Origin of the sequence: Amycolatopsis sp. NPDC051102 (assembly GCF_040682815.1) — a bacterium.
Lineage (GTDB): Bacteria > Actinomycetota > Actinomycetes > Mycobacteriales > Pseudonocardiaceae > Amycolatopsis.
On sequence record NZ_JBFBBT010000010.1, the window covers coordinates 121339 to 145836 of the forward strand.

Here is a 24498-nt window from a genome sequence, read left to right on the forward strand (position 1 = left end):
CCACAGTGGACGGCGGGGAGGCTCACGCCTCCCGGCCGAGCCCCGGGCCCATGCCGACGAGCGCGGCACCGACCTGGGGGTGGATCGTCAGCAGCACGTCGGCGCCGGTGGCTTCGAGCGATCGGGTGACCGCGTGGCCGCCGAGCACGACGGTCATTTCGGCGCGGGTGTTCGCCTCCAGCAGCGACCGGACACCGGCGCAGCTGAGGAAGGCCACCCGCGTCAGGTCGACCACCAGCCGCCCGCCGGCGGCGAGGGCTTCGTCGAGGATGCCGACGGTGGCGGCGTCGATGTCGCCCACCAGGGTGAGGACGCGGATCCCACCGGGGCGTTCGGTCGTGGTGACGGTCAGGCCGGAAGGTTCGAAGATCGTGCCGAAACAGGCGTCCATGGCGCTCCCTTTCTCAGAGTGCGGGGGCGCTGACCGGAGCACGTGTCTGAACAACAGCCAACACCCATGACCGTACGCCCCTGAGCTGTGAGGTCAACCCCGCGGGTTTCCCCGCTCCGGCCTCGGGTAATCCGTTCGGGACGAATGTCCGGCCCGGGAAGGGGATCCATGCGTGTCGTGATCGTGGGCGGCGGGTTCGCCGGTTACCACACGGCGAAAAGCCTGCGGAAAGCGGCAGGGGAAGACGTCGAAATCGTCGTGCTGAACCCGACCGATTATTTCCTCTACCTGCCGTTGCTGCCCGAGGTGGCCGCCGGGATCCTCGACCCGCGGCGGGTCACGGTCTCCCTCCCCGAGACGCTGCCCGGGGTCCGCCTGCTGCTCGGCTCGGCGACCGGCGTGGACTTCGCCGCCCGGAGCGTCTCCTACACCGACCCGGAGGACCGAGAGCACCGGATCGGGTACGACCGGCTGGTGCTGGCCGCGGGCAGCGTCAACAAGCTGTTGCCGATCCCGGGCGTGCCGGAGCACGCGCACGGGTTCCGCGGCGTGCCGGAGGCGCTCTACCTGCGCGACCACATCACGCGGCAGATCGAACTGGCCGCCGCGGCCGACGACCCGGCCGAGCGCGCCGCCCGCTGCACGTTCGTGGTGGTCGGCGCCGGCTACACCGGCACCGAGGTGGCCGCGCAGGGTCCGGCGTTCACCGCGGCGCTGGCCAAGCGGCACCCCGAGCTGGCCGGGCAGAAGGTCCGCTGGCTGCTGCTCGACCTCGCGGAGCGGGTGCTGCCCGAGCTGGACGAGCGCCTCGCCCGGACCGCCGGCGACGTACTGCGCTCGCGCGGCGTCGAGGTGCTCATGAAGACTTCGGTGGACCACGCCGACGCCAAGGGCGTCACCTTGACCAACGGCGACGCCGTGCCGTCCCGGACCCTCGTGTGGTGCGTCGGCGTGCGGCCGGACCCGCTGGTGGCCGCGCTGGGGCTGGAGACTGCGAAGGGCAGGCTGGTCGTCACCGAGCAGCTGAACGTGCCGGGCCGCGACGACGTGTTCGCCTGCGGCGACGCGGCCGCGGTGCCCGACCTCACCCGACCCGGCCAGTACACCGCGATGACCGCGCAGCACGCCGAGCGGCAGGGCAAGCTCGCCGGGCGCAACGTCGCGGCGTCGCTCGGGTACGGCCGCCCGGGCACCTACCGCCACCACGACCTCGGCTTCGTCGTCGACCTCGGAGCCGGCGCGGCCGCGGCGAACCCGTTGCACGTGCCCCTGTCGGGGCGGCCGGCGAAGGCCGTCACGCGCGGCTACCACCTGATGGCGATGCCGGGGAACCGGGTCCGCACGGCCGCCGACTGGGTCCTCGAGGCGCTGACCGGCCGCCAGACCGTCCAATTGGGACTCGTCCGGTCCGGCGCGGTGCCGCTGGACACCGACGCCCCGGAACTCCCCCGTCGCTGAAAACCTTTCCCCGTAAGGAGATCCGCATGTCTGCCGAATCCCGTCCCGCCCGCTCCGAAGGCCCGTCCGTGGTGACTGCGGGCGACGCGTCGGGACCGAAGGTGGTCGTGCTCGACCCGGCGGGTGCCGCGAAGCACGACGAGCTGCCCGCGACCTGGCGGCCGGTGGCGGACGAGCGGGCCGTCATCTGGTGCCGCGTACCCGCCGGCGGCGCCCTGACCGAAGCCGACGACATCCTCGGCGACGCGAGCCCCGGCGACCCGGACATCGCCGTGGTGGCCAGCGGCCCCTTCGCGGCGGAAGCCCTGCAGCTCGTCGAACGCCACCCGGGCGCGGCCACGCACCTGCTGCTGGTCGACCCGGCATCGGACGCGTTCCTGCCGTCCGGCGACGCCTCGGCGGCCAACGACGCCTGGCTGACCGAACACGACGACGTCGTCACGAAGCTGCGGGAAGCGGGCACGGAGGTGCGGGTCGTGGCGTCGAGCAGCGATCGCCCGGACGACCGGGTGCCGCCGCCGCTGCCGCTCGGCCACCCCGACGTCGTCACGGCGGTGCGCTCGGCCCTCGGCGGGAACTAGCGCCCGGCCGCCAGGGCCACGAACGCCCGCACCACCGGTGACGCCGAGCCGGCCCGCCAGGCCAGGCCCAGGTCGATCCGCGGGGGCGGGTCCTCCAGCCGCCGCAGGGCGACGCCGCGGCGGCGCAGCGCCCGGGCCCGGTGTTCCGGGACCGCCGCGATGCCCGCGCCTTCGGCGACCGCGCGCATCAGCTGCTCGTCCTCGGGCTCCTCGCGGACGATCGGCGGCAGCCCGCCCGGCCAGACCTGGCCGCTGATCGCGTCGTACTGGCCGGGCCCGTTTTCCCGCGGCCAGAACACCACCGGCTCGGCGGCGATCCAGGCGCGCCGCAGCCGGCCGCGGCGGCGGGCGAGCGGGTGCGCCGACGGCAGCGCGAGCAGGACCTCCTCCGACCCGACCACCGCGACCTCGATGCCCGGGGCGGTCACCGGTGGCCGCACGAACCCGGCGTCGATCTCGCCCGCGGCCAGCCGCGCCAGGTTCAGGCTCGTCCAGCCCGTCTCCAGCGCCAGTTCGACGCCCGGGTGCCGCTGCCGGTAGGCCGCGACGAGGTCGCCGGCCAGCGGGCCCGGCGCCGACCGCGTGTAGGCGATCCGCAGCCGCCCGGCGTCGCCCCGGCCGGCCGCGGCGATCGCGCCGCGGGCCCGCTCCAGGTGGCCGAGCAGGTCGCGGGCCTCGGCCGCGGCGACGCGGCCGGCCTCGGTCAGCGCGAAGCGCGGGCCCGTGCGGTCGAGCAGGGTGACGCCCAGTTCCGCCTCGAAGGCGCGGATCTGCTGGCTCAGCGACGGTTGCGAGACGAACAGGCGCGCGGCCGCCTTCGTGAAGTGCATCTCTTCGGCGAGCACGGCGAAGTAGTGCCATCGGCGCAGGTCCACCCAGCGATTATAGGGGCGGCCTATGATTTCATCGGGACGAAGTCTTGGACCGGCCGCCCCGCGCGCTGCTGTGCTGGACCGGTGACCACCACCAGCGCGCCCCTGACCCGCACCGACCGCAAACTGCTCGCCGTCGCCGCCGCGGCGGACCGGGGCCTGGCCGCCCCGATGGCCGGGTTCGTCGACCTCGCCGGCGTCCGGGAAGCCGTCGAGGACCTGACGGCGGCGTTCGCGCCGCTCGGGCGCGTCCAGCACACCGTCGCCGCCAAGGCGTGCGGCCTCGCGCCCGTCCTGCGGTTCCTCGGCGACCTCGGGATCGACGCCGAAGTGGCGAGCCCGGGCGAGACGGCGGTGGCGGAAGCCGCCGGCCTCCGCGGCCCGCGGCTGGTGCTCGACTCCCCCGCCAAGACCACCGCCGAACTCGCCCACGCCCTCGCCGAGGGCACGGCGGTCAACGCCGACAACTTCCAGGAGCTCGCCCGGCTCGACGCGCTGGTCGGCGCGGCACCGCCGCGATCCGTGCTGGGCGTGCGGATCAACCCGCAGGTCGGGGCGGGCCGGATCGACGGCACCAGCACCGCCACCGCGGCGTCGAAGTTCGGCATCCCGTTGCGGGACAACGGAAACCGCGCGCTGCTGCGGGAGGCGTTCGCCCGCCGGCCGTGGCTGACGCGGCTGCACGTCCACGTCGGTTCGCAGGGCTGCCCGCCGGAACTGATGGCCGACGGCGTCGCCGCGGTGCACGAACTCGCCGAAGAGATCAACGCCGAAGCCGGCTACCGGCAGGTCACCAGCCTCGACCTCGGCGGCGGGCTGCCGGTGGACTTCACCTCCGACGAACCCGCCCCGGCCTACGCCGATTACGTCGCGACGCTGCTGGCGCGGGTGCCGTCCCTGGCCGACGGGCGCTACACGTTCGTCACCGAGTTCGGCCGGTCCCTGCTGGCGAAGAGCGGCTTCCTGGTCAGCGCGGTGGAGTACACGAAGGTCGCCGGCGGCCGGCACATCGCGGTGACGCACGCGGGCGCCCAGGTGGCGGCGCGCACGGTGCTCCAGCCGGCGCACTGGCCGCTGCGGATCGGCGCGTTCGACGCCACCGGCGTCCCGAAGACGGGGCCCGAGGTGCCGCAGGACATCGCCGGGCCGCTGTGTTTCGCCGGCGACCTCCTCGCCCGCGAGCGGCCGCTGCCCCTGCTGGAGCCGGGCGATCTCGTCGTCGCCCACGACACCGGCGCGTACTACTTCGGTGCGCACTACGCGTACAACACGCTCCCCCGGCCGGCCGTGTACGGGTTCACCGTGTCGCCGCGCGGTGACGTCGAGTTCACGCCGATCCGCCGCGCGCAGACCCTCGACGAGCTGGTCGCCGACGCGGGCGCCGAATTCCTCGGAGCGCTCCCCCGGGCGTGCCGATTGAGCGGTTCGGGGCGCGGCTGACGCTGTCAAGAAGAACAAGACTGCACTTTCCGCGCGATCGCGGGCACGCTCTCCGGCATGCACGAACTCACCGCCGAGCAGGAGCACCTGGACCTTCTCCACGCCCGCCTCGACGCGCTTCGGGAGGAGGCCGCCGCCGCGCTTGCCCGCGGCCACGCGACGGATGTGTGGCGGGCCGAGGTGGCGCGGCTGGCGGCGGCCGAGGACGGGCTGTGCTTCGGCCGGCTGGACCTGACCGGCGGCCGGCGCGTCCACATCGGACGGATCGGGCTGTTCGCGGACGACGGCGAACCCCTGCTGGTGGACTGGCGCGCGCCCGCCGCCCGGCCCTTCTACACCGCGACCGCCGCCGTGCCGGGCGAAGTCGTCCGCCGGCGGCGGATCACCACCCGGGGCCGCACCGTCGTCGCGCTCGACGACGAACTGCTCGATCCCGACGCGCCTGGTGACGGGCTGGTCGGCGAGGCCGCGCTGCTCGCCGCGGTGACGGCGGAGCGCACCGGGCGCATGCGGGACATCGTCACGACGCTGCAGGCCGAGCAGGACCGGATCGTCCGCGACGACGCCCGGGGCGTCCTGGTCGTGCAGGGCGGCCCGGGCACCGGCAAGACCGCCGTCGCCCTGCACCGGGTCGCCTACCTGCTCTACACCCACGAACACCTGCGCACCCGCGGGGTGCTCGTGCTCGGTCCCAGCCGGGTGTTCCTCGGCTACATCGGCCAGGTGCTGCCCGGCCTCGGCGAAAACCGGGTGGTGACGGCAACCGTGCCCGACCTCGTGCCCGGCGTCGTCGTCACCCGGGTGGACACCGACGGCGACGCCGCGCGCAAGGGCCGGGCGGACATGGCCACCCGGCTGGCCGAACGGGTCCGTGCCACGGTGCGCGTTCCCGAGCACGCCGTGGACGTCGAGTTCGAGCAGCAGGTGCTGCGGCTGGATCCGGCGACGCTCCGCCGGGCCGTGCGGACGGCCAGGGAGACCGGCCTGCCGCACAACCAGGCCCGCCTCGTGTTCCACCGGGCGGTCGTCGCCACGCTGACCGGGGAGCTGGCCGACCGGATGGAGGCGGTGGTGTTCACCGAGACCGGCGAGGCGCTCGACGGTGGCAGTGCGGACGGCCGCCTCGACGAAGCCGGGCTGCGGGCGCTGGCCGCCGCGGGCGTGGTGCTCGGCCCGGAGGACGACGACGGCCCGCGCACGCTGCTGGACGAAGTGGACCGGGAGGCATTGCGGACGGCCCTGCTCGCCGACACCGGCGTCCGCGACGTCCTCGACGGGCTGTGGCCGCCGCTGACCCCGGCGGACGTGGTCGAGGGGCCGTGGAGCGCCGCGGACATCCCGTTGCTGGACGAGGCCGCCGCGCTGCTCGGCGCGAGCGTGCCGGTGTTCGGGCACGTGGTGGTCGACGAGGCCCAGGAACTGTCCGAAATGGACTGGCGGATGCTGCTGCGCCGCTGCCCGTCCCGGTCGATGACCGTCGTCGGGGACCTGGCCCAGACCGGGAGCGCGGCGGGGGCCACGTCGTGGGAGCAGGTGCCGCGGCCGCACCGGATCGCGCAGCTGACCGTCGGCTACCGCACCCCGCGGGAAATCGTGGCGGCCGCGGCGGAGGTGCTGGCCGTCCACCACCCGGCGGTGCGGCCACCGACCTCGGTGCGGGCGAGCGGAGAGCCGCCGTGGCGGTGGGCCGCCGACGACGTCCCCGGTGCGCTCGCCGAGCTCGCCGGCGAGCGCACCGGGGGAAAGCTGGCCATCATCGCGCCGGCGGCCGGCGAACTGGCGGCCGCCCTGTCACTGCGGCGGCCGCCGGACCCGGTGGACGACATCGTGGCGCTGACCCCGGCCGAGGCCAAGGGACTGGAGTTCGACTCCGTGGTGATCGCCGACCCCGCCGCCGTCCTCGCGGCCGGCCCGCACGGACCCAACGACCTCTACGTGGCGATGACGCGGGCCACCCGGTCGCTCGGCGTCGTCCATCCCGGACCGGTCCCCCGGGAACTGGCCTCGCTGGTGGAACGGCCGGTCAGCTCCAGGCGATCTTGAACACCCACGTGTAGCGGCCGGCCTGGCGGGCCGCGGCCGGGACGTCGATCACCAGCGAGCCGTTTTCCACCGTCCAGTGCAGGTTCCCCCGGTGGCCGAGCATGCTCACCCGGTCGCCGGCACGGATCGGCACGGGCGCGTCGACGACCACGCGGCTGCCCGGCGCGGTCAGCGAGTGGACGTAGAACGCTTCGTTCTGCTTGACCGTGAACCGGAGGTCGCCGAGCTGCGCCATCCGCGACCAGTACGTCGTGCCGTGGATCGCTTCGCCGTTGACCTTCAGCCACGCGCCCGCGTCCCGCAGGTGCTGCTGCATGACGGCCGGGATCGTCCCGTCGAAGTCGGGGCCGATGTCGAGCAGGAAGTTGCCGTTCTTCGAGACGATGTCGACGAGCGTCCGGACGACCTCCTCCGCCGTCATGTACTTCGCGTCGGGCGTCGCGCGGTTGTAGCCGTAGGAGAACGGGTCGAGGCCGCGGCTCGCCTCCCACTTCGCCACCACGGTGTTCGGGTACGTCGTGTACTCCGGCGTCGTGAAGTCGTGGTCCGGGATGCCGCCGCGGTCGTTGTAGGTGACGTCCTTGGGGCGCTTGCGGTTCTTCGCGCGGTTGAAGTACTCGGTGAGCACGGTCCGGCTGTCGTTGACGCCGCCGATGTCGAACCACAGCACGTCCGGGTCGAACTCCGAGATCAGCTCGAGCACCTGCGGCGCCTGGTAGTCGCGCACGAAGTCCTTGCCCGCGGTGTAACCCGTGTACGGCAGGGACGCGCCGGTGTAGGGGTTGCGCGGCGCGTGCCCCATCCACGGGTTGTCCGGGTTGAACCACTCCGGCAGCGAGAAGTACAGGCCGTTGCGCAGCTGGGGCGTGTACTTCCGGGACGCCGCGAACAACTCGGCGATGATGTTCCGCTTCGGGCCGAGCTTGACGGAGTTGCGGTCGCTGACCTTCGTGTCCCACAACGCGAAGCCGTCGTGGTGCTTGGACGTCAGGACGTAGTACTCCGCACCCGCGTCCGCGATCAGCTGCAGCCAGGCGCGCGGGTCGAACTTCGCCGCGGTGAACATCGGGATGAAGTCGTCGTAGGTGAAGTTCTCGCCGTACTTTTCCCGGTGGTAGGCGTACGTCGGCCCGTTCGGGTCCTGCTGGTTCTGCCAGTACCACTCGGCGTACTGCTGTCCCACCGGCGCCCAGGCGGGCACGGCGTAGACGCCCCAGTGGATGAAGATGCCGAACTTGGCGTCGTCGAACCAGTAGGGCGCGCGGTGCGTCGACAGCGAGGCATCCGTCGGCCGGAAGTCCGGGACGCCGAGGGTGACCGGCACCTGCTGGGTGGCGAGCGTGCCGCGCCCGGCCGTGACGCGGATCTGGCCGTTCGTGGTGGTCCCGGGCGGCACGGACGCGTTCGGCGCGAGGCCGAGCCGGACCGTGGCCTGCTCCCCCGGCGCCAGCGCGCGGATGGCCGCGGGCACCGTCGTGTGCCCGCCGGGGACGTCGACGGTGACGCTCACCCGGTCGCCCGCGCCGAGCCAGACGGTCCCGGCGTTGACGATGGTCGCCTCGGCGGCCTGCGGCCCGCCGTCGGTGAGCAGGTTCGCCGTCGAACGGCCGTCCAGGATCAGCGCCGAGCGGCCCACGGCCACCGGCTGCAGGGTGAGCGCGAAGACGTGCAGACTGGCGACGTTCGGCGCCGGTTTCGCCGTCGTGGGCAGGGTCAGCGCCACGGCTTCGCGGGCCGGGTCGACCCAGACCTGGCCGGTGGCCAGCGAAACCGGGTTGTCGTCGACGACACCGCCGGGCGCGTACCGGAAGGGCGAGACGAGCGCGCCAGTGCCGGTGTACCAGTCGGGGCCGGACAGCGAACCGGTGCTCGTGCTGCCGTCGGCGTAGTGCACGGTCGCCGCGCCGCCGGTCGCGCCGTAGCTGGCGGCGACCAGGAAGTACGCGACGAAGTAGCGGCCCTTCGGCAGGTCGATCCGCTGGCCGGTGGCGGCGATGTCGTTCTTCGCGCCGGCGGCCGCGGAGCCCAGCTCGAACGGGACGCCGCCCGCGGTGACGGTCCGCCCGGCCGGCAGGTGCTCGGCCGGGAACGTGTAACCGGACCCGTCGAAGTCGCCGCCGGTGGCCGACGCGCTGTCGATGCCGTCGTTGTCGAACCAGGCGTCCAGCGGGACGGGGACGGGTGGCGGGGGCGGGACGATCGGGGTGTCCGGGGCGTCGGGAGCGGCGTCCACGGGGATGGCGGCGGCGCCGGCGGGCGAGCGGCCGGCCGCGCTGAGCGCGACGGCCCCGCCCAGGGCGATGCCGAGGGCTTGGCGGCGGGGGAAGGTCGGCACGAAACCTCCAGGGATCGGATGACTACGGCGGAATGACGGCAGAGTTCAACCTGGGGACGAGTTTTCTGCCGTTGTTAGAAGTGATTCATCCGATGACTGAGACTGCTTGGTGACCTCTGCCCTGTCAAGGGGCCAACCGGAGTGATGGGGGGTGAACCGCCCGTATGTTCGCCGCGTATCCCTAGGTGACGAGCTGCAGCACTCGCCCCGGAACCAGCCGCACCGAAAGGCCAGACCGATGTCCACCCTCCCGAACGCGCTGAGCCGTCGCGCGATCGCCATGCTCAAGGCGGTCGCCGAAGGCCGAGCCGAGCTCCGCTGCAGCTGCGAACCCGACCTCCGCGTCGACGGCTTGTCGTGCTGCGACCAGAACACCGCCCACGCCCTCGCCCACGCCGGCCTGGTCCGCGCCACCCGGCTCGTCGCCCCCGGCCAGTGGGCACCCGCCGAACTCACCGACGCGGGCCGCCGCGCCCTGACCGGGTTCCCGGCCGCCGCGGCCTGACCCACCCGGAAAAACCCGGAGCCGCGCTGAACCACCGCGCACCGGCGGCCGTGCTCTGGGTGAGGGCGTCTCGCACACGCCCTCCGGGGTCACCACGACGCAACGATCCGGGCCAGCCTCCGCCCGGTCGGGACCGGGTACCCCGGCGAGCGGCCGTCGCGGCAACGGCCACCTCGCGCGGGCCCGTCCGGCATCCCCAGAATCCCGGACGGGCCCGCCCCCTTCTCCCCGGATGCGCTGTCCGGGATCTTGTCCGGCACCTCACCTGATCAGCGGTCGCCGATCCGCGGATCGCGGGCGACGGTGGAGGACATGCGACGTTTCGTGGCCGTGAGCGCGGCCGTACTGGCGGGACTCGGGCTCTTCACGACGGCCGGCAGCGCGAATCCAGAAAGCGCTCTCCCGGAGCTCGCCCAGCACGCGGTGGGCGGCTGGGTCGGCACCTGGGCCGCGGCGCCCGCGGCCGCGGTGCCGAACACCCCGGACGGCTACCCCGGCTACTCGATCCGCAACGTCGTGCACACCAGCACCGGCGGCGGCCGGGCCCGCGTCCACCTGTCGAACGCCTTCGGCGCCGCTCCCCTGATCTTCGGCCACGTCACCGTGGCGGTCCAAAGCACCGGACCGGACGCCGTGCCGGGCACCCTGCGGTCGCTGACCTTCGGCGGCGCCCCGGGCGTCGTCGTCCCCGCCGGCGCCGAGGCGCTGAGCGATCCGGTCGGCCTCCGGATCCCCGCCGACGCGAACCTCCTCGTGACGACGTACGTGCCCGCGAAGTCCGGGCCGGTGACCTACCACCCGGCGGCGGCGCAGACGTCGTACTTCACGCGCAACGGCGACTTCGCCGCCAGCGAGTCCGGCGCGCCCTACACCGAGCAGACGTCCGTCTGGCACTACGTTTCCGGCGTCGACGTCCAGGGCGGTGCCGAAGCTTCGATCGTGACGCTCGGCGACTCGATCACCGACGGCGTCGGCTCGGCCACCGGCGCCAACCACCGCTGGCCGGACTACCTCGCCGACCGGCTGCACGGCCGCTACGGCGTGCTCAACGCGGGCATCAGCGCCAACCGGCTGCTGCTCGACGTACCCGGCTCCGGCGCCGGCCAGAACGCGCTTTCCCGCTTCGACCGCGACGTGCTGAGCGTCGGCGGCGTGCGGACGCTGATCGTGCTGGAGGGCATCAACGACATCCAGCAGGACCCGCACCAGACCGACCCGGCCGCGATCACGTCGGCCTACCGCCAGCTGGTCGCGCAGGCGCACGCGCGCGGCATCCGCGTCCTCGGCGGCACGCTGACGCCGTTCAAGGGCTGGCGCGTCTACGACGACACCCTCGAAGCGACCCGCCAGGCGGTGAACAGCTTCATCCGCACCGGCGGGGTCTTCGACGGCGTCGTCGACTTCGACGCGGCGGTCCGCGACCCGGCCGATCCGCTCCGGATGCTGCCGGCCTACGACTCCGGCGACCACCTCCACCCGGGCGACGCCGGTTACGAGCGGATGGGGGCCGCCGTCCGGCTCGACCGGCTCTGATCGCGCGGGATGAACAGCACCGCGACCAGGCTCAGCACCGCCACGGCGACCAGGTAGAGCGACACCGAAAGCGAAGTGCCCGTGGACGTCTGCAACGCCGTCGCGATCAACGGCGCGAAACCACCGCCGAGCACCGCGCCCACGGCGTAGGAGAACGACGCGCCGCTGTAGCGGTAGCGCGGCTCGAACAGCTCCGCGAACAACGCCGACTGCGGCCCGTAGGTGGCCCCGAGCCCGATGTTGAGCACGATCACCGCCACGAGCAGCCACGCCGTCGCCTTCGTGTCGACGAGCAGGAAGAACGGGATCGGCCAGAGCACCAGCAGCACCGATCCGGCCAGGTACACCGGTTTGCGGCCGACGCGGTCGGACCACGCCGCCGTGACGAGGATGCTGACCAGCCAGGTCACGCTGCCGACGATGACCACGACCAGCAGCGTGGTGCGGTTGATCTTGAGCACCGAAGTGCCGTAGGACAGCAGGTAGGCCAGGAAGATGTAGCCGATCGCGGTGTTGGCGATGAAACTGCCCGAGGCCACCAACAACGCCCGCGGCCGCTCACGCAGCACGTCGACCATCGGCCGGCTGCTGCGCGCTTCCGCCGCCCGCAGCTGCGAGAACACCGGGCTTTCCTCGATGCGCAGCCGGATCACCAGGCCGACACCGACGAGCACGATGCTCGCCAGGAACGGCACCCGCCAGCCCCAGGCGGCGAACTGCGCGTCGGTCAGCGCGCGGCCGAGGACGAAGAACATCAGCTGCGCCAGGATCAACCCGGCCGGGACGCCGATCTGCGAGAACGCGCCGTACCGCCCGCGGCGCCCCTCGGGCGCGTGCTCGACCGCCATCAGCGCGGCGCCGCCCCATTCGCCGCCCGCGCTCAGCCCCTGCAGCAAGCGCAGCACGAGCAGCAGGATCGGCGCCCAGACGCCGATCGCGGAGTACGTCGGCAGCAGCCCGACACCGACGGTCGCCACGCCCATCAGCAGCAGGGACAGCACCAGCATCGCCTTGCGGCCGGCGCGGTCGCCGAAGTGGCCCCAGAGGATGCCGCCGACCGGGCGGGCCAGGAACCCGACCCCCAGCGTCGCGAAGGCGGCGAGCGTCCCGGACGCGGGCGACAGCGTCGTGAAGAACAGCTTGCCGAACACCAGCGCCGTCGCCGTGCTGTAGATGAAGTAGTCGTACCACTCGATGGTGGTCCCCACCGCGCTCGCCACGGCGACCCGCCGCAAAGGCCGGGCCGCGACCGCGGGGCCGCTCACGAACCGGCTAGTGCGGCCGCGGGAACCAGGTCGTCCACGAGCAGGTCCATCAGCAGCCCGTCGTGCCAGCTGCCGTCCGGGCCGCGCTCGTAGGACCGCATCGTGCCGATCGGCCGGAAGCCGAGCGAGGAGTAGAGCCGGATCGCCGCCGCGTTGCCGGCCGCGGGGTCGATCACCAGCCGGTGGTGCCCGCGCACCGTGAACAGGTGTTCCGCCAGCGTGCGGATGGCGTCCGAGCCGAGACCGCGGCCCTGGAAGTCCGGGTGCACCGCGATGTCGATCCCGGCGTGGCGGTACTGCGGATCCGCCTCTTCGAAGGCCAGTTCGATACCGATCACGGTGTTCGGCACGTCATCGAGCTCGATGGCGTAGGTCGTGGTGCCTTCGTCGGGGTCCAGCAGGTAGGACACCTGGGCGGCCACCGGCTCCTCGGCGTCGGCCCACCAGCGGGCGACTTCGGGGTGCGACAGGATCTCCTCGAACCGGGCGGCGTCCGGGGCGGCGGCAGGCCGCAGCCGGACACGGCTTCCGGTGATCAGGCCGGTCATCGGCCCAGTGTCGCCCGCCCGGGCGCCCGCTGTCGAGACCCCGAAAGGACTGCTCAGGGTCGTGACGCGGGCGCCGGGGCGTCTCAGTCGAGGTTCATCGGGCTGCCGGGCTTGATCGGCGGCAGCTGCGGCGGATCGAAGTCGCCCCGTTCCAGCCGCGCCCAGTCTTCCGGCGTCGGGTCCGGGTAGTACCGCTGCCAGGCGTCGTCGCCGGGCCAGTTGCCGGTGCGCGCCGCGTTGCGGGCTTCGTGCAGCTCGAAGGCGTCGGCGTCGCTCAGCGGGCGGGTCGTCACGTGCCCGGTGCCCGGCACCGACGCGCCACCGTCGGGCACCGCCGCGCCCGGCCGCGGGTTGTAGCGCATGCCTTCGCCGCCGGCGTGGACGTCGTTCACCATCCGGTGGTACGAGTCGTCGGCCATGTCCATCCGGTTCCGGATCACCGGATCGGCGTGGTTGCCTTGGAAGCCCGGCTGGTGCGCGTACCCGAGCTGGTTGAGCTGGACGGCGGTGTTGGGGTCGTTGTTCTCGATCGCGGCCCGCTGGTCACGCCGGTAGGTCGGCGCGTTCCAGCCCGAATCGTGCGTGGCGTGGCTGGTGCCGGTGCCCGGGTGGGCGCGGTGGGCACCGTGTTCCTCGTAGTACGCCCACGCGTTGTTCTCGAGGTCCCGGCCCTCCTTCCGGGGCACCTTGCCGGGGGCGCCGTTGTCGTTCAGCACGTCGAAGCCCGCGGTGTGCTCGGACTGGTGGGTCTTGTTGCCGTCGATCTTGGAGCCGAACTTGTCCTCGAGCCGCTTGCGCTCGAAGTCCTTGTCGCCGTAGCTGCCTTCCGGGTACTTGTGCGCGCGCCGCTTGCCCTTGTTCGGGGCCGAGTTCGGCTTGCTGTACGGGTGGAAGCGGTCCGGCTTCTTCCCGCCGCCACCGCCGCCCGAGCCCGACGCGGCGCACGGGGTCACCTTCCCCAGGCCGAGCGGGTCGATCGACGCCGTCGGGTTGCCGACGTAGGCCAGCGAGTCCGGGTCCGGGGCCAGCCCGAGCGGGTCGTGCGAGACGAACCGCCCGGTCTCCGGGTCGTAGTAGCGATGCAGGTTGTAGTGCAGCCCGGTCTCCGCGTCGTGGTACTGGCCGGGGAACCGCAGCGGCGTGCCCGCGTGGCCGCCCGCGGAGACCAGCGCGCCCCACAGGGCCGTGTGCTGGTGCCCGGCCAGCGCGCCGGTTTCGTCCAGCAGTTCCGCCGGGGAGCCGACGAGGTCGGTCAGCACGGCGTGGAACCGGTCGGTGCCGTCGCCGAGCACGCGTTCGGTCTGCGCGAGCGGGCGCTCGGCGTCCGGCGCCCAGTCCCAGACGGTGGCCACGAGCGGCCCGCCGGGAACGCCGTGGACCTGTTCGGCGAGCAGGGTGCCGTCCCAGGAGAACTCGACCTGCTCGGCGACGACGCCGGCCGCGTCCAGCCGCTGCTTGGCGATCCGGCGGCCCACGGCGTCGTACCGGTACTGCCAGATCACCCCCTCGGGCGTGCGGACGGCGGTGAGCCGGTTTTCCGCGCTCCAGCGGTACTCCCAGCGCCGGCCGCCCCGCTCCCGTGACACGACGCGGCCTTCGGCGTCGTGGGTGTACCGGGTCGCGCCGGCCGCGGTGAGCAGCGTGCCCTGGTAACTGCGCGGGCCGCTCGCCTCCGGCGCACCCGGCCAGTCGGCCGCGGTGATCGCGCCCGCCACGTCGTATCCGTAGCTCTCCTGCCAGCGGGCGCCGCGGACGGCCAGCACCCGGCCGGCGGGACCGACCTCGAGGCTGCGGGGCCCGGAGATCAGGTCGGTGACCGTGGCCAGGTACCCGTCGGGCAGGTAGCCGTATTCGCGGCGCTGCACGGTGGCCTCGCCGCGCCGCACGGTCTGGACCGCGAGCTGGCCGGCCGGTGTCCACGCCTGGTGGAGCTCGGCAGCCACGCCGTACCGGGTGACCAGCCGGCGCGCGGTCTCGTGGCCGGCGGCGTCGTAGCCGAACTGCAGCGTGCGCCCGCCGGTGGCCAGGGAAGTGGCGCGGCCGCGGGCGTCGTAGGCGAACACCGCTTCCGCACCGGTCGGGGTGCGCCGGTGGGTCCGGCGGCCGAGCGCGTCGTAGGCCGACAGCACGGCCCGGCCGTTCACCGACTCGCTGACCACCCGGCCCAGCGCGTCGTAGGCGAACCGGAGCTCACTGTGGGCGTTGCGGGCCAGGACGACGCGGTCGGCCGCGTCGTAGGCGAATTCGGCGACCTCGTCGCCGCTGCGGCGCCGGATCACCCGCCCGAGAGCGTCCCGCTCGAGCGCGATCGTCTGCCCCGCGCCGTTGCCGCGCAGGATCAACCGTCCCGCGGCGTCGTAGGCGTAGTCCAGGGACCGGCCGTTGTAGTCGACCTCGCGGACGAGCCGGCCCGCCGGGTCGTACTCGTAGCGCCAGACCAGCCCGGCCTCGTTGGTGACCGACGTCAGCCGCAGCTCGGTGTCGTAGCCGTAGCGCAGCACGCCGCCGTCCGGGCGCTGCTCGCTGACCGGCAGGTCGAACTGGGCGTAGGAGATCCGGCTGACGCCGCCGCGCGGGTCGGTCCGCTCGTCGGTGTGGCCCACCGCTGTCGAACCGAAGCGGTGCACGGCGCCGTCCGGGTCCACCTGCTCGACCAGGTCGCCGGCCGCGTTGTGAACGGTGCGCGTCGTCGCGCCGGTGGGATCGGTGACGCTCGCGAGCCGGCCGAGGGAGTCGTAGGAGTAGCGGGTCACCGCACCGTCCGGCGCGGTGATCGCGACCGGCAGCCCGGCCGCGTTCGCCTCGAACCGGGTGACGCCGCCGAGGGCGTCGGTCACCGTGGCCATCGTGCCGGTGGCCTCGTCGTAGGTGTAGCTCGTCGCGGCCCCGGTCGGGTCGATGTCGCGGACCAGGCGGCCGCGCTCGTCGTGCTCGTAGCGCCAGACGGCGCCGTCGGGCCCGGTGACCGAGGCGGGGCGGCCACCCTCGTCGTACTCGGTGACCATCCGGGTGCCGTCGGCGCGGACCACGGTGGTCACGTTGCCCGCCCCGTCGCGCTCCCAGCGGGTGACGTGCCCGAGCTCGTCGGTGCGCGCGATCTCCCGGCCGAAGCGGTCCAGTTCGGTGCTGGTGGTGCCGCCGAGCGGGTCGGTCCGGCCGATCACCCGCAGCCGCTCGTCGAGGCGGTAGCGGGTGACGGCGCCGAGCGAGTCGGTGACCGTGGTCAGCCCGGGCTCGTAGGACAGGGAGGCGTCGAGGTAGCCCTCGGCGCCCCGGGCCTGCACGCACCGGCCTTCGGAGTCGTAGGAGTAGCCGTACCAGCGGCCGTTGACGTCCTCCCAGCGGACGATCCGGCCGTCGGCGTCGTAGGTGAACCGTTGCGGGGTCCCGGCCGCGTCGGTGACCTCGACCAGCCGCCGGCGCTCGTCGTAGCGGTATTCGGCCAGCGGGACGGGCTCCCCCGCCACGCGCACGGCGGTGATCAGCCCGTCGGCCGAGTCGAGTTCGAGGCGGTACCCGCCGGAGTGCTCGATCCCCACGGGCACGCCGTCGCGGTGCCGGACCACGACCCGGTTGCCCGCGCCGTCGACGATCGCGCGCAGCGGCAGGGTGGTCTCCCCCGGCTTGGCGGCGAAGTAGCGCATCCGGTCGTGCTGCGGGGCACCGACGACGAAGCCGTGGCGCACCCGGCGCAGCGCCAGGTACGGGCCGTGCTCGGGCAGCACCGGCTCGATGCCGCGGGGCACCGGGTAGCGCAGGATCGTCCCGTCGGCCAGGGCGAGGTGCAGGCCGTCCGGCTCCACCTCGATCCGTTCGTCCACTGTGGACGTCCAAGTGGGACCGAAGCTGCGGCCCGCGCGGTAGCTCGACAGGTGCGTCCGGCCGAACTCCAGCGGCAGCGCACCGGGCAGCTCGATGTCCGTCTGCTCGAGCAGCACGGCGCCGGTGGCGACGTCGATCGGGTCGCCGCACAGCGACCGGTCCGCGGCGGGGGTCGTGTGCTCGTCCGGCTTCGGGTTGCTGTCCTTGAGCTTCGGCGGGGCCTGGGGCCCCTTGCCCGTCCCGGACGGCGCGGTGCCGCCGTCCGGGCCCTTCGACGCCGGGGGCGGCGCCGGGTCCGGGGACTTCGGGGTCTCGTCCGGCCCCTTCGAGGTGGGTGGCGGGTCCGTCTTCGGCGGCGTGTCCCCGCCGCCCTTGGCGCCGGAAGGCGTGGTGCTGCCGTCGCCGTGCGCACCCGACGGGGTCGTGTTGCCGTCGCCGCCGCCCTTTGGCGGCGGGTCCGTCTTCGGCGGCGGGGCGTCCGGGCCGCCCTTGCCCTTCGGCGGGCCGATGTCTTTCGGGCCGCTCTTGATGTCGGCGTGCTTCGGCGGCGGCGCGGCCTTACCCGGCTTGATGTTCTTCAACGCCTTCGCCGCATCCGCGAACAAATCCCCGGCCCGCTTGAGCAGCGGAATCAGCGCCTTCAACGCCGTGACCAGCCGCTTCACTAGATCAGCGATCTTCGACGCCGTCTTGGCCACCGCGTTGATCACCTGCGGCACCACCCACGTCATCCCGATCCCGAGGGTGAACACCACCTGCAACGCCCAGCTGATCAAATGCCCGACCAGCTCCGCGATGATGTCCCGCACCAAGGCGCGGACCGCCGCGACCACTTCGCCGGCGGTCTTGACGCCGCTGGAAGCGCCCTCACAGCCCTTCTGCGCCGTCTCCAGCAACGTCACCGTGTCCTGCGCCCGCTGCCGATAGGTATCCGCCGCGTTCCCCGTCCAGGACGCGGTGTCGGCCTTGACCATCCCGGTCAAGTCCTCCCCGACACTGCCCAGCTCGGTCGCGACGTTCTTCCACGTCTCCGACTGCGCGGCGATCTCGTCGGCGTTGCCGGTCAGCCCGTTCAACGCCTCCTTCAACGGCCCCACATGCTCGATCAACCAGCCCACCCCGGCGGCGAGGATCGCACCGAAGGGGTCCATCGCCATCGACAGCGCATCCAGCGCCGTCCCGACCGCACCAAGGGCCACCGACGCCCAGTCGCCACTTTCGATGGCCGACTTCAGATCATTCGCCGACTCCAGCAGCGAAACACCCGAATACGCCTTCGTGGAATCCTTGGTCTCGGCGACCAATGGGTTCACCACGGATTGTTGTCCTCATCGTCGGAGTCGGTGCGCCGCCGCGGCGGCGCCTGGGGGGTGCCCTGGGCGGGCGGGGACGCCGCGCCACCCGCCGGGGCCGGCGGCACCGGAGCCGGCGGTACGGGCGGTTGCTCGTCCGGCTCGTCCGGGTTCGGGAACCGGCCACGCAGGTTGTCCAGCAGCGCACCGCGGGTTTCGCGGTCCTCGTCGCCGAGCTGCTCGGCCATCACCCCGGCGACGCGGTCGGCGATGCCGGCCTGCGCGCGCCGCATCGTCGTCAGGATCTGCCGCGACAGCTCTTCGAGCGGGAACGACTTGACCTTGTTCGAGAACGTCAGGTCGGTGACGGTGCCGTCCGCGCCGACGGTGACGCTGACCGCGCCGTCGGCGCTGGTCGCGGTCAGCCGCAGCCGTTCGGTCTGCTCCTGCGCCGCCTGGTACCGCTGCGCCTTCGCCGCGAACCCGGCCGCCCAGTCGTCCATCCGGCGGATGGTCTCGTCGGGGTCCCGGATCAGGTCCCCCAGGCCGTTCGGGCCGGTCATGCGTTCGTCCTCGCTTCCACCGCGCGCGGCGACGACGCCGCGAGCTGACGTTCGAACGGCTGCGCGTTGCCCTCTTCGCCATCGCGATAGGACTGCGCGGCCGTCCTGACGTTGTCGGCGAGCCCCCGCACGCCTTCGCCCGACGCCGTCAGCGCTTCCTTCGCCTGCTCGTTCGTCGGCCGGATGATCGGCGGGAGGAACGCGCACAGCAGCCCGTAGGCGTGGTCGGACATGGCCGTGTCGGCCGCCTGGGACGCGGTGCCGAGCCGTTCGACCAGGCTCTCGACGTGACTCGCGTGCGCGACCAAGTCGTCCGGTTCGACCTCGAAGCCGGCGGCCGTCATGCGCTCACTTCCAATCCTGGTTCTTCCAGTCGCCGATCACCGGCGGTGCCACGACCTGCTCCCCGGCGAAGAAGTTCGGGTCGTCGCTCTCGAGGTAGTCGGCCGACTTGTGTTCCTTGTCGTCGTCCTTCTTGCCGCCGCGGGCACCGGCACCCATGCCGCCCATGCCCGGGGAGCCGGCCGCGCCGGCCGCACCGCGGCCCGACATCGCGTTGCGCGCCGCCGCCGCTTCGGCTTCCGCGGCCGCGCCGGAAGCGGCACCGCCGCTCAGGCTGCCCGCGCCCGTGCCCCGCACGCCGCCACCGGCCGCACCACCACCGGCGCCGCCACCGCCGATGCCGCCGAGGGACCCGCCCCCGGCACCGCCACCGCCGCCGATGCCACCGAGCCGGCTCGCGATGCTTTCGCCGTTGATCCCGCCGAGGCGCCCGATGGTCGGCATCTTGCCGGTCCCGGTGCCCCCGCCGGGGATGCCACCCGGACCGGTGCCGGTGGGCAGGCCGGTGATCGGGTCGATGCCGGGCGGGGTGAACCCGGGGATCGGGCTGCCGCCGCGGACGGTCCCGCCGCCCCCGCCGGAAATGTCCGGGATGTTCGGGATCGACGGCGGGGTGTACCCGCTGCCGCCGGTGCCCCCGCCGCCCGGGATGCCGGAGGGCGTGAAGCCGGACGACGTCGTCGAGTCGTCGAAGTGCGGCAGCGACGAGCCGGGGATGCCGGCACCGCTGAAGTTGCCGCCGGAGGGGCCGCCGGGGGCGTCGAAGTTCGGCGGCGTGAAGCCCGCACCACCGGCGCCGCCGCTGCCGCCACCGGGGATGCCACTGCCCGAGAAGCCGCTGCCCGGGATGTCGCTGCCCGGAATGCCACTGCCTGGAATGCCACTGCCGGAGCCGCCGGAACCCGGGATGCCGCTGCCGGAGAACCCGCTGCCCGAGCCGCTGCCGTCGCCCGGGATGCCGCTGCCGGAGAAGCCGCTGCCGGAGAAGCCGCTGCCGCCGGCGCCCGAGCCGCCGCCGGGGATGCCCGCACCGCCACCTGCACCGGCGCCGCCCAGGGCCGCCGCGTTCGCGTCGAGCGGGGTCTGCGGGGTCACGCCGTCCATCGCGGTCCGTGCCATCAGCGGTTGCGCGCCCCCGGCGCCGGAGCCACCCATGGCGGACGAGCCGGCGGTGCGCGCGGTCGCGCTCGGCAGCTTCGGCGGGGCCGGGAAGCGCGGGGTGGCGACCGCGCCGCCGATGGTCTCGTCGTACTGGGTCATGATCTGCGCGGCGTGTTCCCGCGCGGCCTGCTGCGCCCGGTAGGTCTGCATGGCCTCGCCCGCGGCGGCCGCGTACTGCACCGGGTCGGTCATCGACATCAGGCGCTGGTTGGTCGACTGCAGGTCAAACTGGACCGGCGGGTTCGCGGCCATCTGCCGCTGGGTCTCGTTGAGCGCCTGGGAGTGGATCTCCTGCTGGCGGCCGGCGAGCGTGGCGCCCTGCGCGGTCGCGCCCAGCCACTTGCCGACGCCGGCGAGGTGCTCGCGGACGGCGTCACCGGCGCCGCCCTGCCAGTTGCTGGTGCTGGCGTTGATCGCGTCGGCGAGGGTCTTCTGGTGGGTGCCGAGGTCGTTGCCGACGCGCACCCATTCTTCCGAAGTTTCCGCGACGGTCGCCGGGTTGGCGTCCTGCGTGATGGCTTCGTTCATCTGTTCGTGGCTGGCGTTGGTCCACAGCGTGCGCGGCGCGCCGCCGTTCTCACGCATGGTGAGACCCTCGTCGAGGCCGTGCTTGGCGTCGTCGAGGTGCTGCTGGTAGAGCTCCTGGATCTTCTTGTCGCGCAGCACCGGGTCGACGACCGGCCCGAGCCAGCCGCGCCGGATCTCGTCGTCGACCTGCCTGGTGGCCATCTCGCGGATCTGGTCGCCCGAGGGCGAGTGGTCCGTGGTCAGCGGCCCGACGTAGTACTTCGACGACGAATCGGCGGTCACGTCGTAGAGCGGACTGCGCGGGTCGTAGTCCGGCGACGACGGGTCCGAGACGGACTCGGCGGTGGGTGCCACGGTCTCCCTCAGCTCTGGTCGGCGGTCGGGAGCGAGGTCAACGTCTTCTGCGTCGTCTCTTCCCGGGACTTGTAGTTCTGCTTGGCCAGCTTGATGGCTTCGATGTAGGTGGGGAACTCCTGCCGCGCGGCCTGCAGCTGGGTGACCAGGCCGTGCTCGTCGGCGGCGGTGCTGACCATGTGCGCGGAGACCCACTGCCCGGTGGCGGTCCGGCTCATGGCCGGGGCGTCGTGCAGCCGCTGCAGGGCGGCCCACCGCGCTTCGAGGGACTCGAGCACGCCTTCGAGCGCCTCGATCAGCTGGTTGCCGGTGGTGTCGTCGATGGCGAAGCCACCGCTCTGGGCGAGCCGCTTCAGCTGCGCCCCGGCGAGCCCGACCCGAAGCGCGGCCACGGCCTTCGTCTCGGGGGTCGTGGCGGCTTGGAGCTGCTTGGTGGCCTGGACAGCCTGGACCGTCGCGGCGGTCTCATCGGTCGTCATCTGGTCCTCCCCGATCAGTAGACGGCGGCGATCGCGTCGCGGATGGCCCGCGCGAGATCGGCCCGCCCGGCCGGCACGTATTCGGCGGTCAGCTCCCCGGACTCCCCGGTCCGGGTGTGCACGAGGTACCGGCCATCGGCGGTGTCGAGCCAGCTCAGCGGCTCACCGGCCAGCCGTTCCCCCCGCCGCCCCTGCGCACTGACGGCGATGTGCCCACCCCCGAGCCGCGGTTCGGCAAGCACCCGTTCGAGCACGGCGACATCGGAGGACTTCGGCGCCGGCGCCCGCCGCCCGGGCCGCACGACGGCCTTGACCTCGATCATCCCGAAGGCATCGGTCTCTTCTTCGTCGAATTCGGCCTCGGCGATCCGCTTGGCGGTCATGGCCGAAACCTCCCGCCCGGCAGCCCGGTGCACGACGTGCCGCCCGGTGGTGGCGGCGGGAGCGGGCGGAAGCACCCCGGTGACGACCTCGACGAGGTCCTCGTCGGCGAAGAGGGAGAAGAGCAGGTCATCGGTGTCCGGAGCCTGGGTGATCCCGAGCGCCTGAGCACCATCGGTGACGACGAGAACGGCCACATCGGCCCCGAGCCCATCGATCCCGCTGACGGCGACCGACACCCGGGGCTCGGCGAGCAGTTCGAAGGCGGTCCGCACCCCGGGGTGAAGTTCACCGGAGACGGAGAGCCGCCGTTCTTCAAGGGCGTCATAGACCTGCCGGGCAACCCGCACGAACCGCACGGGATCACTGGGCAGATGACCGGCACGAAGGGGGTAACGCTGCACATCCCCCCCGGTCGCCCGGCCGACAACGAGGGCTTCGAAGACCTCGAGGACGAACTCGAACCGCTCCGCCATTTCCCCTCGCCGGATCCTTTTCGTCAAGCCTTCAAGCAAGTTCCCCACGAACAGTAGCAGTGCACGACCGGCCCGCGTCGGGACCGTCGCCCGGATGCCCGAAAGACCACAATCCCTGGACAGGTTGGGCAAGGGAAGTCAGTCCCCTCGAACGGGTGGCGTGGCTTTACGGGCCGCGGGGTGCGGTGGGTGGCTCGGAGCAGGTTCTGCTGCTGGCCTGCGGTCGGGGGGTGTTGGTCGCTGGTCGCGGTTGCTGCTGCCGGCCGGTGGCCCGGTTTACGCCGCTGACGCGGGAGAACGGGCGGGGTCGCTCTTCGGTGCGATTGAGCTGGGAATCGGGCAGATCACGTGGCCGGGAGCGCGGCGAATGGGCTGGCGGGGAGATTCCGCTGCGGCTTGCGGGTCGGGGTGCCTGCTGGCCGCTGGTCGCGGTTGCTGCTGATGGCCGGTGGCCCGGTTTACGCCGCTGACGCGGGGAGAACGAGCGGGATCGCTCTTCGACGCGATTGAGCTGGGAATCGGGCAGATCACGTGGCCGGGAGCTCGACGAATGGGCTGGCGGGGAGATTCTGCTGCGGCTTGCGGTCGGCCTGGGTGGCTATTCGCCGCGACGGCCTCTGCTGCGCACGGCAGGTGGCGCTGGCGGGTTCCCTGGGTATGGCGCGCGGGGTCATGTCCGGCGGGCTGTTGGCCACTGGTGGCCTTTTGCTGTGCGGTGGCCTTGCCGCACACGACAAGTGGCGCGGGCGGGTTCCTCGAGGACGGTGCGCGTGAGCCATGTCGGGCGGGGTGGCTGTTGGCCTTTGCTGCGCCCGGTGGGGTGTGGGTGTAGGCCCGTAGCCGTGGGGCTGCGGGCCTTTCCCGTCTTCAGGCTGCGAAGGGCAGCGGTTGGTGCAGGTTGTTGCGCCTGGGTTTTCGGAGTTTGTCCAGAAAGCGCGGTGGCAGGAACTCCGGGAGGCCGTCGGCAGCGATGCGGACTTCCCAGCCGGAGCGATGCAGGAGCCGGTGGTGGTAGGCGCACATCAACACCAAGTTCCCCAGATCGGTGGGGCCGCCCTCGGCCCAGTGCCGGATGTGATGCCCCTGGCAATGCCGCGGTGGGCGGTGACAGCCCGGGAAGGCGCACCCGCGGTCGCGGAGGTACAGGGCGCGGCGCAGGCCGGCGGAGATCAACCTGCGGAGGCGGCCGAGATTGAGGGGTTCGCTTTTCTCGCCCAGCACCGCGGGGATGATCATGCTGTCGCAGGCGTGGATCCGCGCCTCGGCGGCGGAGATGCGGCCGGTGTCGCCCAACGTCGCCGCACCCACCCCGGTTTTGAGGTCATCGAGGGAGACGGCGACCAGGACGTGGGCGCGTTCCCCCGCCTGCATCGGCAAGTCCGGAGAGTTCAACGCCAAGTCGAGAGTGTCGGAGAAAGCGTCGCCGTAGCGTTCCTGCGGAGACCGTAGATCCGGACCCTCGTCGGTGGTGCGGCGCTGCGCCAACGCATCCAGCAGGGCACTGGCGCGGGTACCGGTCTCATCATCGAACCTGCCGTGCAGCTCCCACATCCCGGATCTCTTCCGCCGCAGCGACAGTTCCCGGGTCGGGGTGGCCGGTTCAGTGTCCTCGGGTGCGGGGCCGTCAGGGTCGAGGTGGGCCAGGATCCGCGCACCGAGCGCAGCAACCTGCTTGTGCCCCGCCTCGGCGGCGAAAGACAACAGGTGATCCTCGGCGGTGTCGCGGTGCTCGGGCGGGATGTCGGTGAGGGCACCGACGATCACGTCGATCATCGGGGTACTGAGGCGACCAGACAGAGCCGCGGCGCCGGTGGCCGGGGCCAGGGCGGGAATGGGGGTGCCGTCGAGAGCGCGGCCGGGATTGAGAGCCCGGGCACGTTGCACCGCCCGTTCCGCCGCCGCCTTCGGCACATCCGCGAGATGCTCGAGAAGCCGTGCGACGGAACGGTAGCCGAACAGCTCCATAACCCCGCGCTGCTCGATCTCCACCAACACCGCACCCAGCTCAGCCTCAGCAGACCGGATGGCCGTGAGCAGCTCACCGACACGGTCGGCCAGCGCCACCGCCTCGGCTTCCTGCATCACGTTCGGGGCCATACCTCGACAATACCGACGATCGAACACCTGAT

18 protein-coding genes are annotated in these 24498 nt (G+C 72.9%); 6 read left to right on the forward strand and 12 right to left on the reverse strand.

The window, feature by feature from the left end; translation table 11 throughout:
• Nucleotides 1-22 precede the first annotated feature (22 nt).
• Nucleotides 23-391 carry an STAS domain-containing protein gene (locus AB0M93_RS26735; protein WP_364277421.1) on the reverse strand — a complete coding sequence of 123 codons (369 nt, stop codon included), beginning with the start codon at nucleotides 389-391 and terminating at the stop codon, nucleotides 23-25.
• A 168-nt stretch (nucleotides 392-559) separates the two neighbouring features.
• On the opposite strand from AB0M93_RS26735, the gene AB0M93_RS26740 reads away from it, so the two are divergent.
• Together AB0M93_RS26740 and AB0M93_RS26745 are read left to right on the forward strand one after the other, a co-directional pair.
• Nucleotides 560-1849 carry an NAD(P)/FAD-dependent oxidoreductase gene (locus AB0M93_RS26740; RefSeq protein ID WP_364277424.1) on the forward strand — a complete coding sequence of 430 codons (1290 nt, stop codon included), beginning with the start codon at nucleotides 560-562 and terminating at the stop codon, nucleotides 1847-1849.
• Nucleotides 1850-1875: 26 nt separating this feature from the next.
• Entirely contained in the window at nucleotides 1876-2430 is a 555-nt protein-coding gene (locus tag AB0M93_RS26745) for a hypothetical protein (RefSeq protein WP_364277427.1), read from the forward strand.
• Here the strand turns inward: AB0M93_RS26745 and AB0M93_RS26750 are convergent.
• On the reverse strand, nucleotides 2427-3305 hold the full coding sequence (locus tag AB0M93_RS26750) for a LysR family transcriptional regulator (protein WP_364277430.1): 879 nt from the start codon (nucleotides 3303-3305) through the stop codon (nucleotides 2427-2429). The genes AB0M93_RS26745 and AB0M93_RS26750 overlap by 4 nt on opposite strands.
• 81 nt (nucleotides 3306-3386) lie before the next feature.
• Between AB0M93_RS26750 and AB0M93_RS26755 the strand changes: the two genes are divergently transcribed.
• Both AB0M93_RS26755 and AB0M93_RS26760 read left to right on the forward strand, forming a co-directional pair.
• Complete coding sequence (locus tag AB0M93_RS26755) at nucleotides 3387-4742, forward strand: diaminopimelate decarboxylase (protein WP_364277433.1); 1356 nt, start codon at nucleotides 3387-3389, stop codon at nucleotides 4740-4742.
• 57 nt (nucleotides 4743-4799) lie between these two features.
• Nucleotides 4800-6785: a UvrD-helicase domain-containing protein gene (locus AB0M93_RS26760; protein ID WP_364277436.1), complete on the forward strand. Its 1986-nt coding sequence runs from the start codon at nucleotides 4800-4802 to the stop codon at nucleotides 6783-6785.
• Here AB0M93_RS26760 and AB0M93_RS26765 read toward each other — a convergent pair.
• Nucleotides 6766-9120 carry an alpha-L-fucosidase gene (locus tag AB0M93_RS26765; RefSeq protein ID WP_364277439.1) on the reverse strand — a complete coding sequence of 785 codons (2355 nt, stop codon included), beginning with the start codon at nucleotides 9118-9120 and terminating at the stop codon, nucleotides 6766-6768. The two genes, AB0M93_RS26760 and AB0M93_RS26765, sit on opposite strands and share 20 nt — an antisense overlap.
• Before the next feature lie 238 nt (nucleotides 9121-9358).
• On the opposite strand from AB0M93_RS26765, the gene AB0M93_RS26770 reads away from it, so the two are divergent.
• Both AB0M93_RS26770 and AB0M93_RS26775 read left to right on the forward strand, forming a co-directional pair.
• A complete protein-coding gene (locus tag AB0M93_RS26770) occupies nucleotides 9359-9625 on the forward strand; it encodes a hypothetical protein (protein WP_364277442.1) in 267 nt (88 codons plus the stop codon).
• Nucleotides 9626-9937: 312 nt separating this feature from the next.
• On the forward strand, nucleotides 9938-11158 hold the full coding sequence (locus AB0M93_RS26775; protein WP_364277445.1) for an SGNH/GDSL hydrolase family protein: 1221 nt from the start codon (nucleotides 9938-9940) through the stop codon (nucleotides 11156-11158).
• Here the strand turns inward: AB0M93_RS26775 and AB0M93_RS26780 are convergent.
• The 9 genes from AB0M93_RS26780 to AB0M93_RS26820 all read right to left on the reverse strand — a co-directional run bounded on the left by AB0M93_RS26780 (nucleotide 11116) and on the right by AB0M93_RS26820 (nucleotide 24466).
• Nucleotides 11116-12423, reverse strand: coding sequence for an MFS transporter (locus AB0M93_RS26780; RefSeq protein ID WP_364277448.1), 1308 nt, complete (start codon nucleotides 12421-12423; stop codon nucleotides 11116-11118). The genes AB0M93_RS26775 and AB0M93_RS26780 overlap by 43 nt on opposite strands.
• Nucleotides 12420-12971: a GNAT family protein gene (locus AB0M93_RS26785; protein WP_364277451.1), complete on the reverse strand. Its 552-nt coding sequence runs from the start codon at nucleotides 12969-12971 to the stop codon at nucleotides 12420-12422. The genes AB0M93_RS26780 and AB0M93_RS26785 overlap by 4 nt, the downstream gene beginning before the upstream one ends.
• A gap of 83 nt (nucleotides 12972-13054) precedes the next feature.
• Complete coding sequence (locus AB0M93_RS26790) at nucleotides 13055-18109, reverse strand: RHS repeat-associated core domain-containing protein (protein ID WP_364277454.1); 5055 nt, start codon at nucleotides 18107-18109, stop codon at nucleotides 13055-13057.
• Nucleotides 18103-18648 carry a YbaB/EbfC family nucleoid-associated protein gene (locus AB0M93_RS26795; RefSeq protein WP_364277457.1) on the reverse strand — a complete coding sequence of 182 codons (546 nt, stop codon included), beginning with the start codon at nucleotides 18646-18648 and terminating at the stop codon, nucleotides 18103-18105. The genes AB0M93_RS26790 and AB0M93_RS26795 overlap by 7 nt, the downstream gene beginning before the upstream one ends.
• Nucleotides 18645-18992, reverse strand: coding sequence for a type VII secretion target (locus AB0M93_RS26800; protein WP_364277460.1), 348 nt, complete (start codon nucleotides 18990-18992; stop codon nucleotides 18645-18647). The genes AB0M93_RS26795 and AB0M93_RS26800 overlap by 4 nt, the downstream gene beginning before the upstream one ends.
• A 4-nt stretch (nucleotides 18993-18996) precedes the next feature.
• Nucleotides 18997-21033, reverse strand: a complete 2037-nt coding sequence (locus tag AB0M93_RS26805; RefSeq protein ID WP_364277463.1) for a hypothetical protein — start codon at nucleotides 21031-21033, stop codon at nucleotides 18997-18999.
• A gap of 8 nt (nucleotides 21034-21041) precedes the next feature.
• Nucleotides 21042-21512, reverse strand: coding sequence for a hypothetical protein (locus AB0M93_RS26810; RefSeq protein WP_364277466.1), 471 nt, complete (start codon nucleotides 21510-21512; stop codon nucleotides 21042-21044).
• Nucleotides 21513-21526: 14 nt separating this feature from the next.
• Nucleotides 21527-22369, reverse strand: coding sequence for an ESX secretion-associated protein EspG (locus AB0M93_RS26815; protein WP_364278020.1), 843 nt, complete (start codon nucleotides 22367-22369; stop codon nucleotides 21527-21529).
• Between the two features lie 867 nt (nucleotides 22370-23236).
• On the reverse strand, nucleotides 23237-24466 hold the full coding sequence (locus AB0M93_RS26820) for a DUF222 domain-containing protein (protein WP_364277469.1): 1230 nt from the start codon (nucleotides 24464-24466) through the stop codon (nucleotides 23237-23239).
• Between the last annotated feature and the right edge of the window lie 32 nt (nucleotides 24467-24498).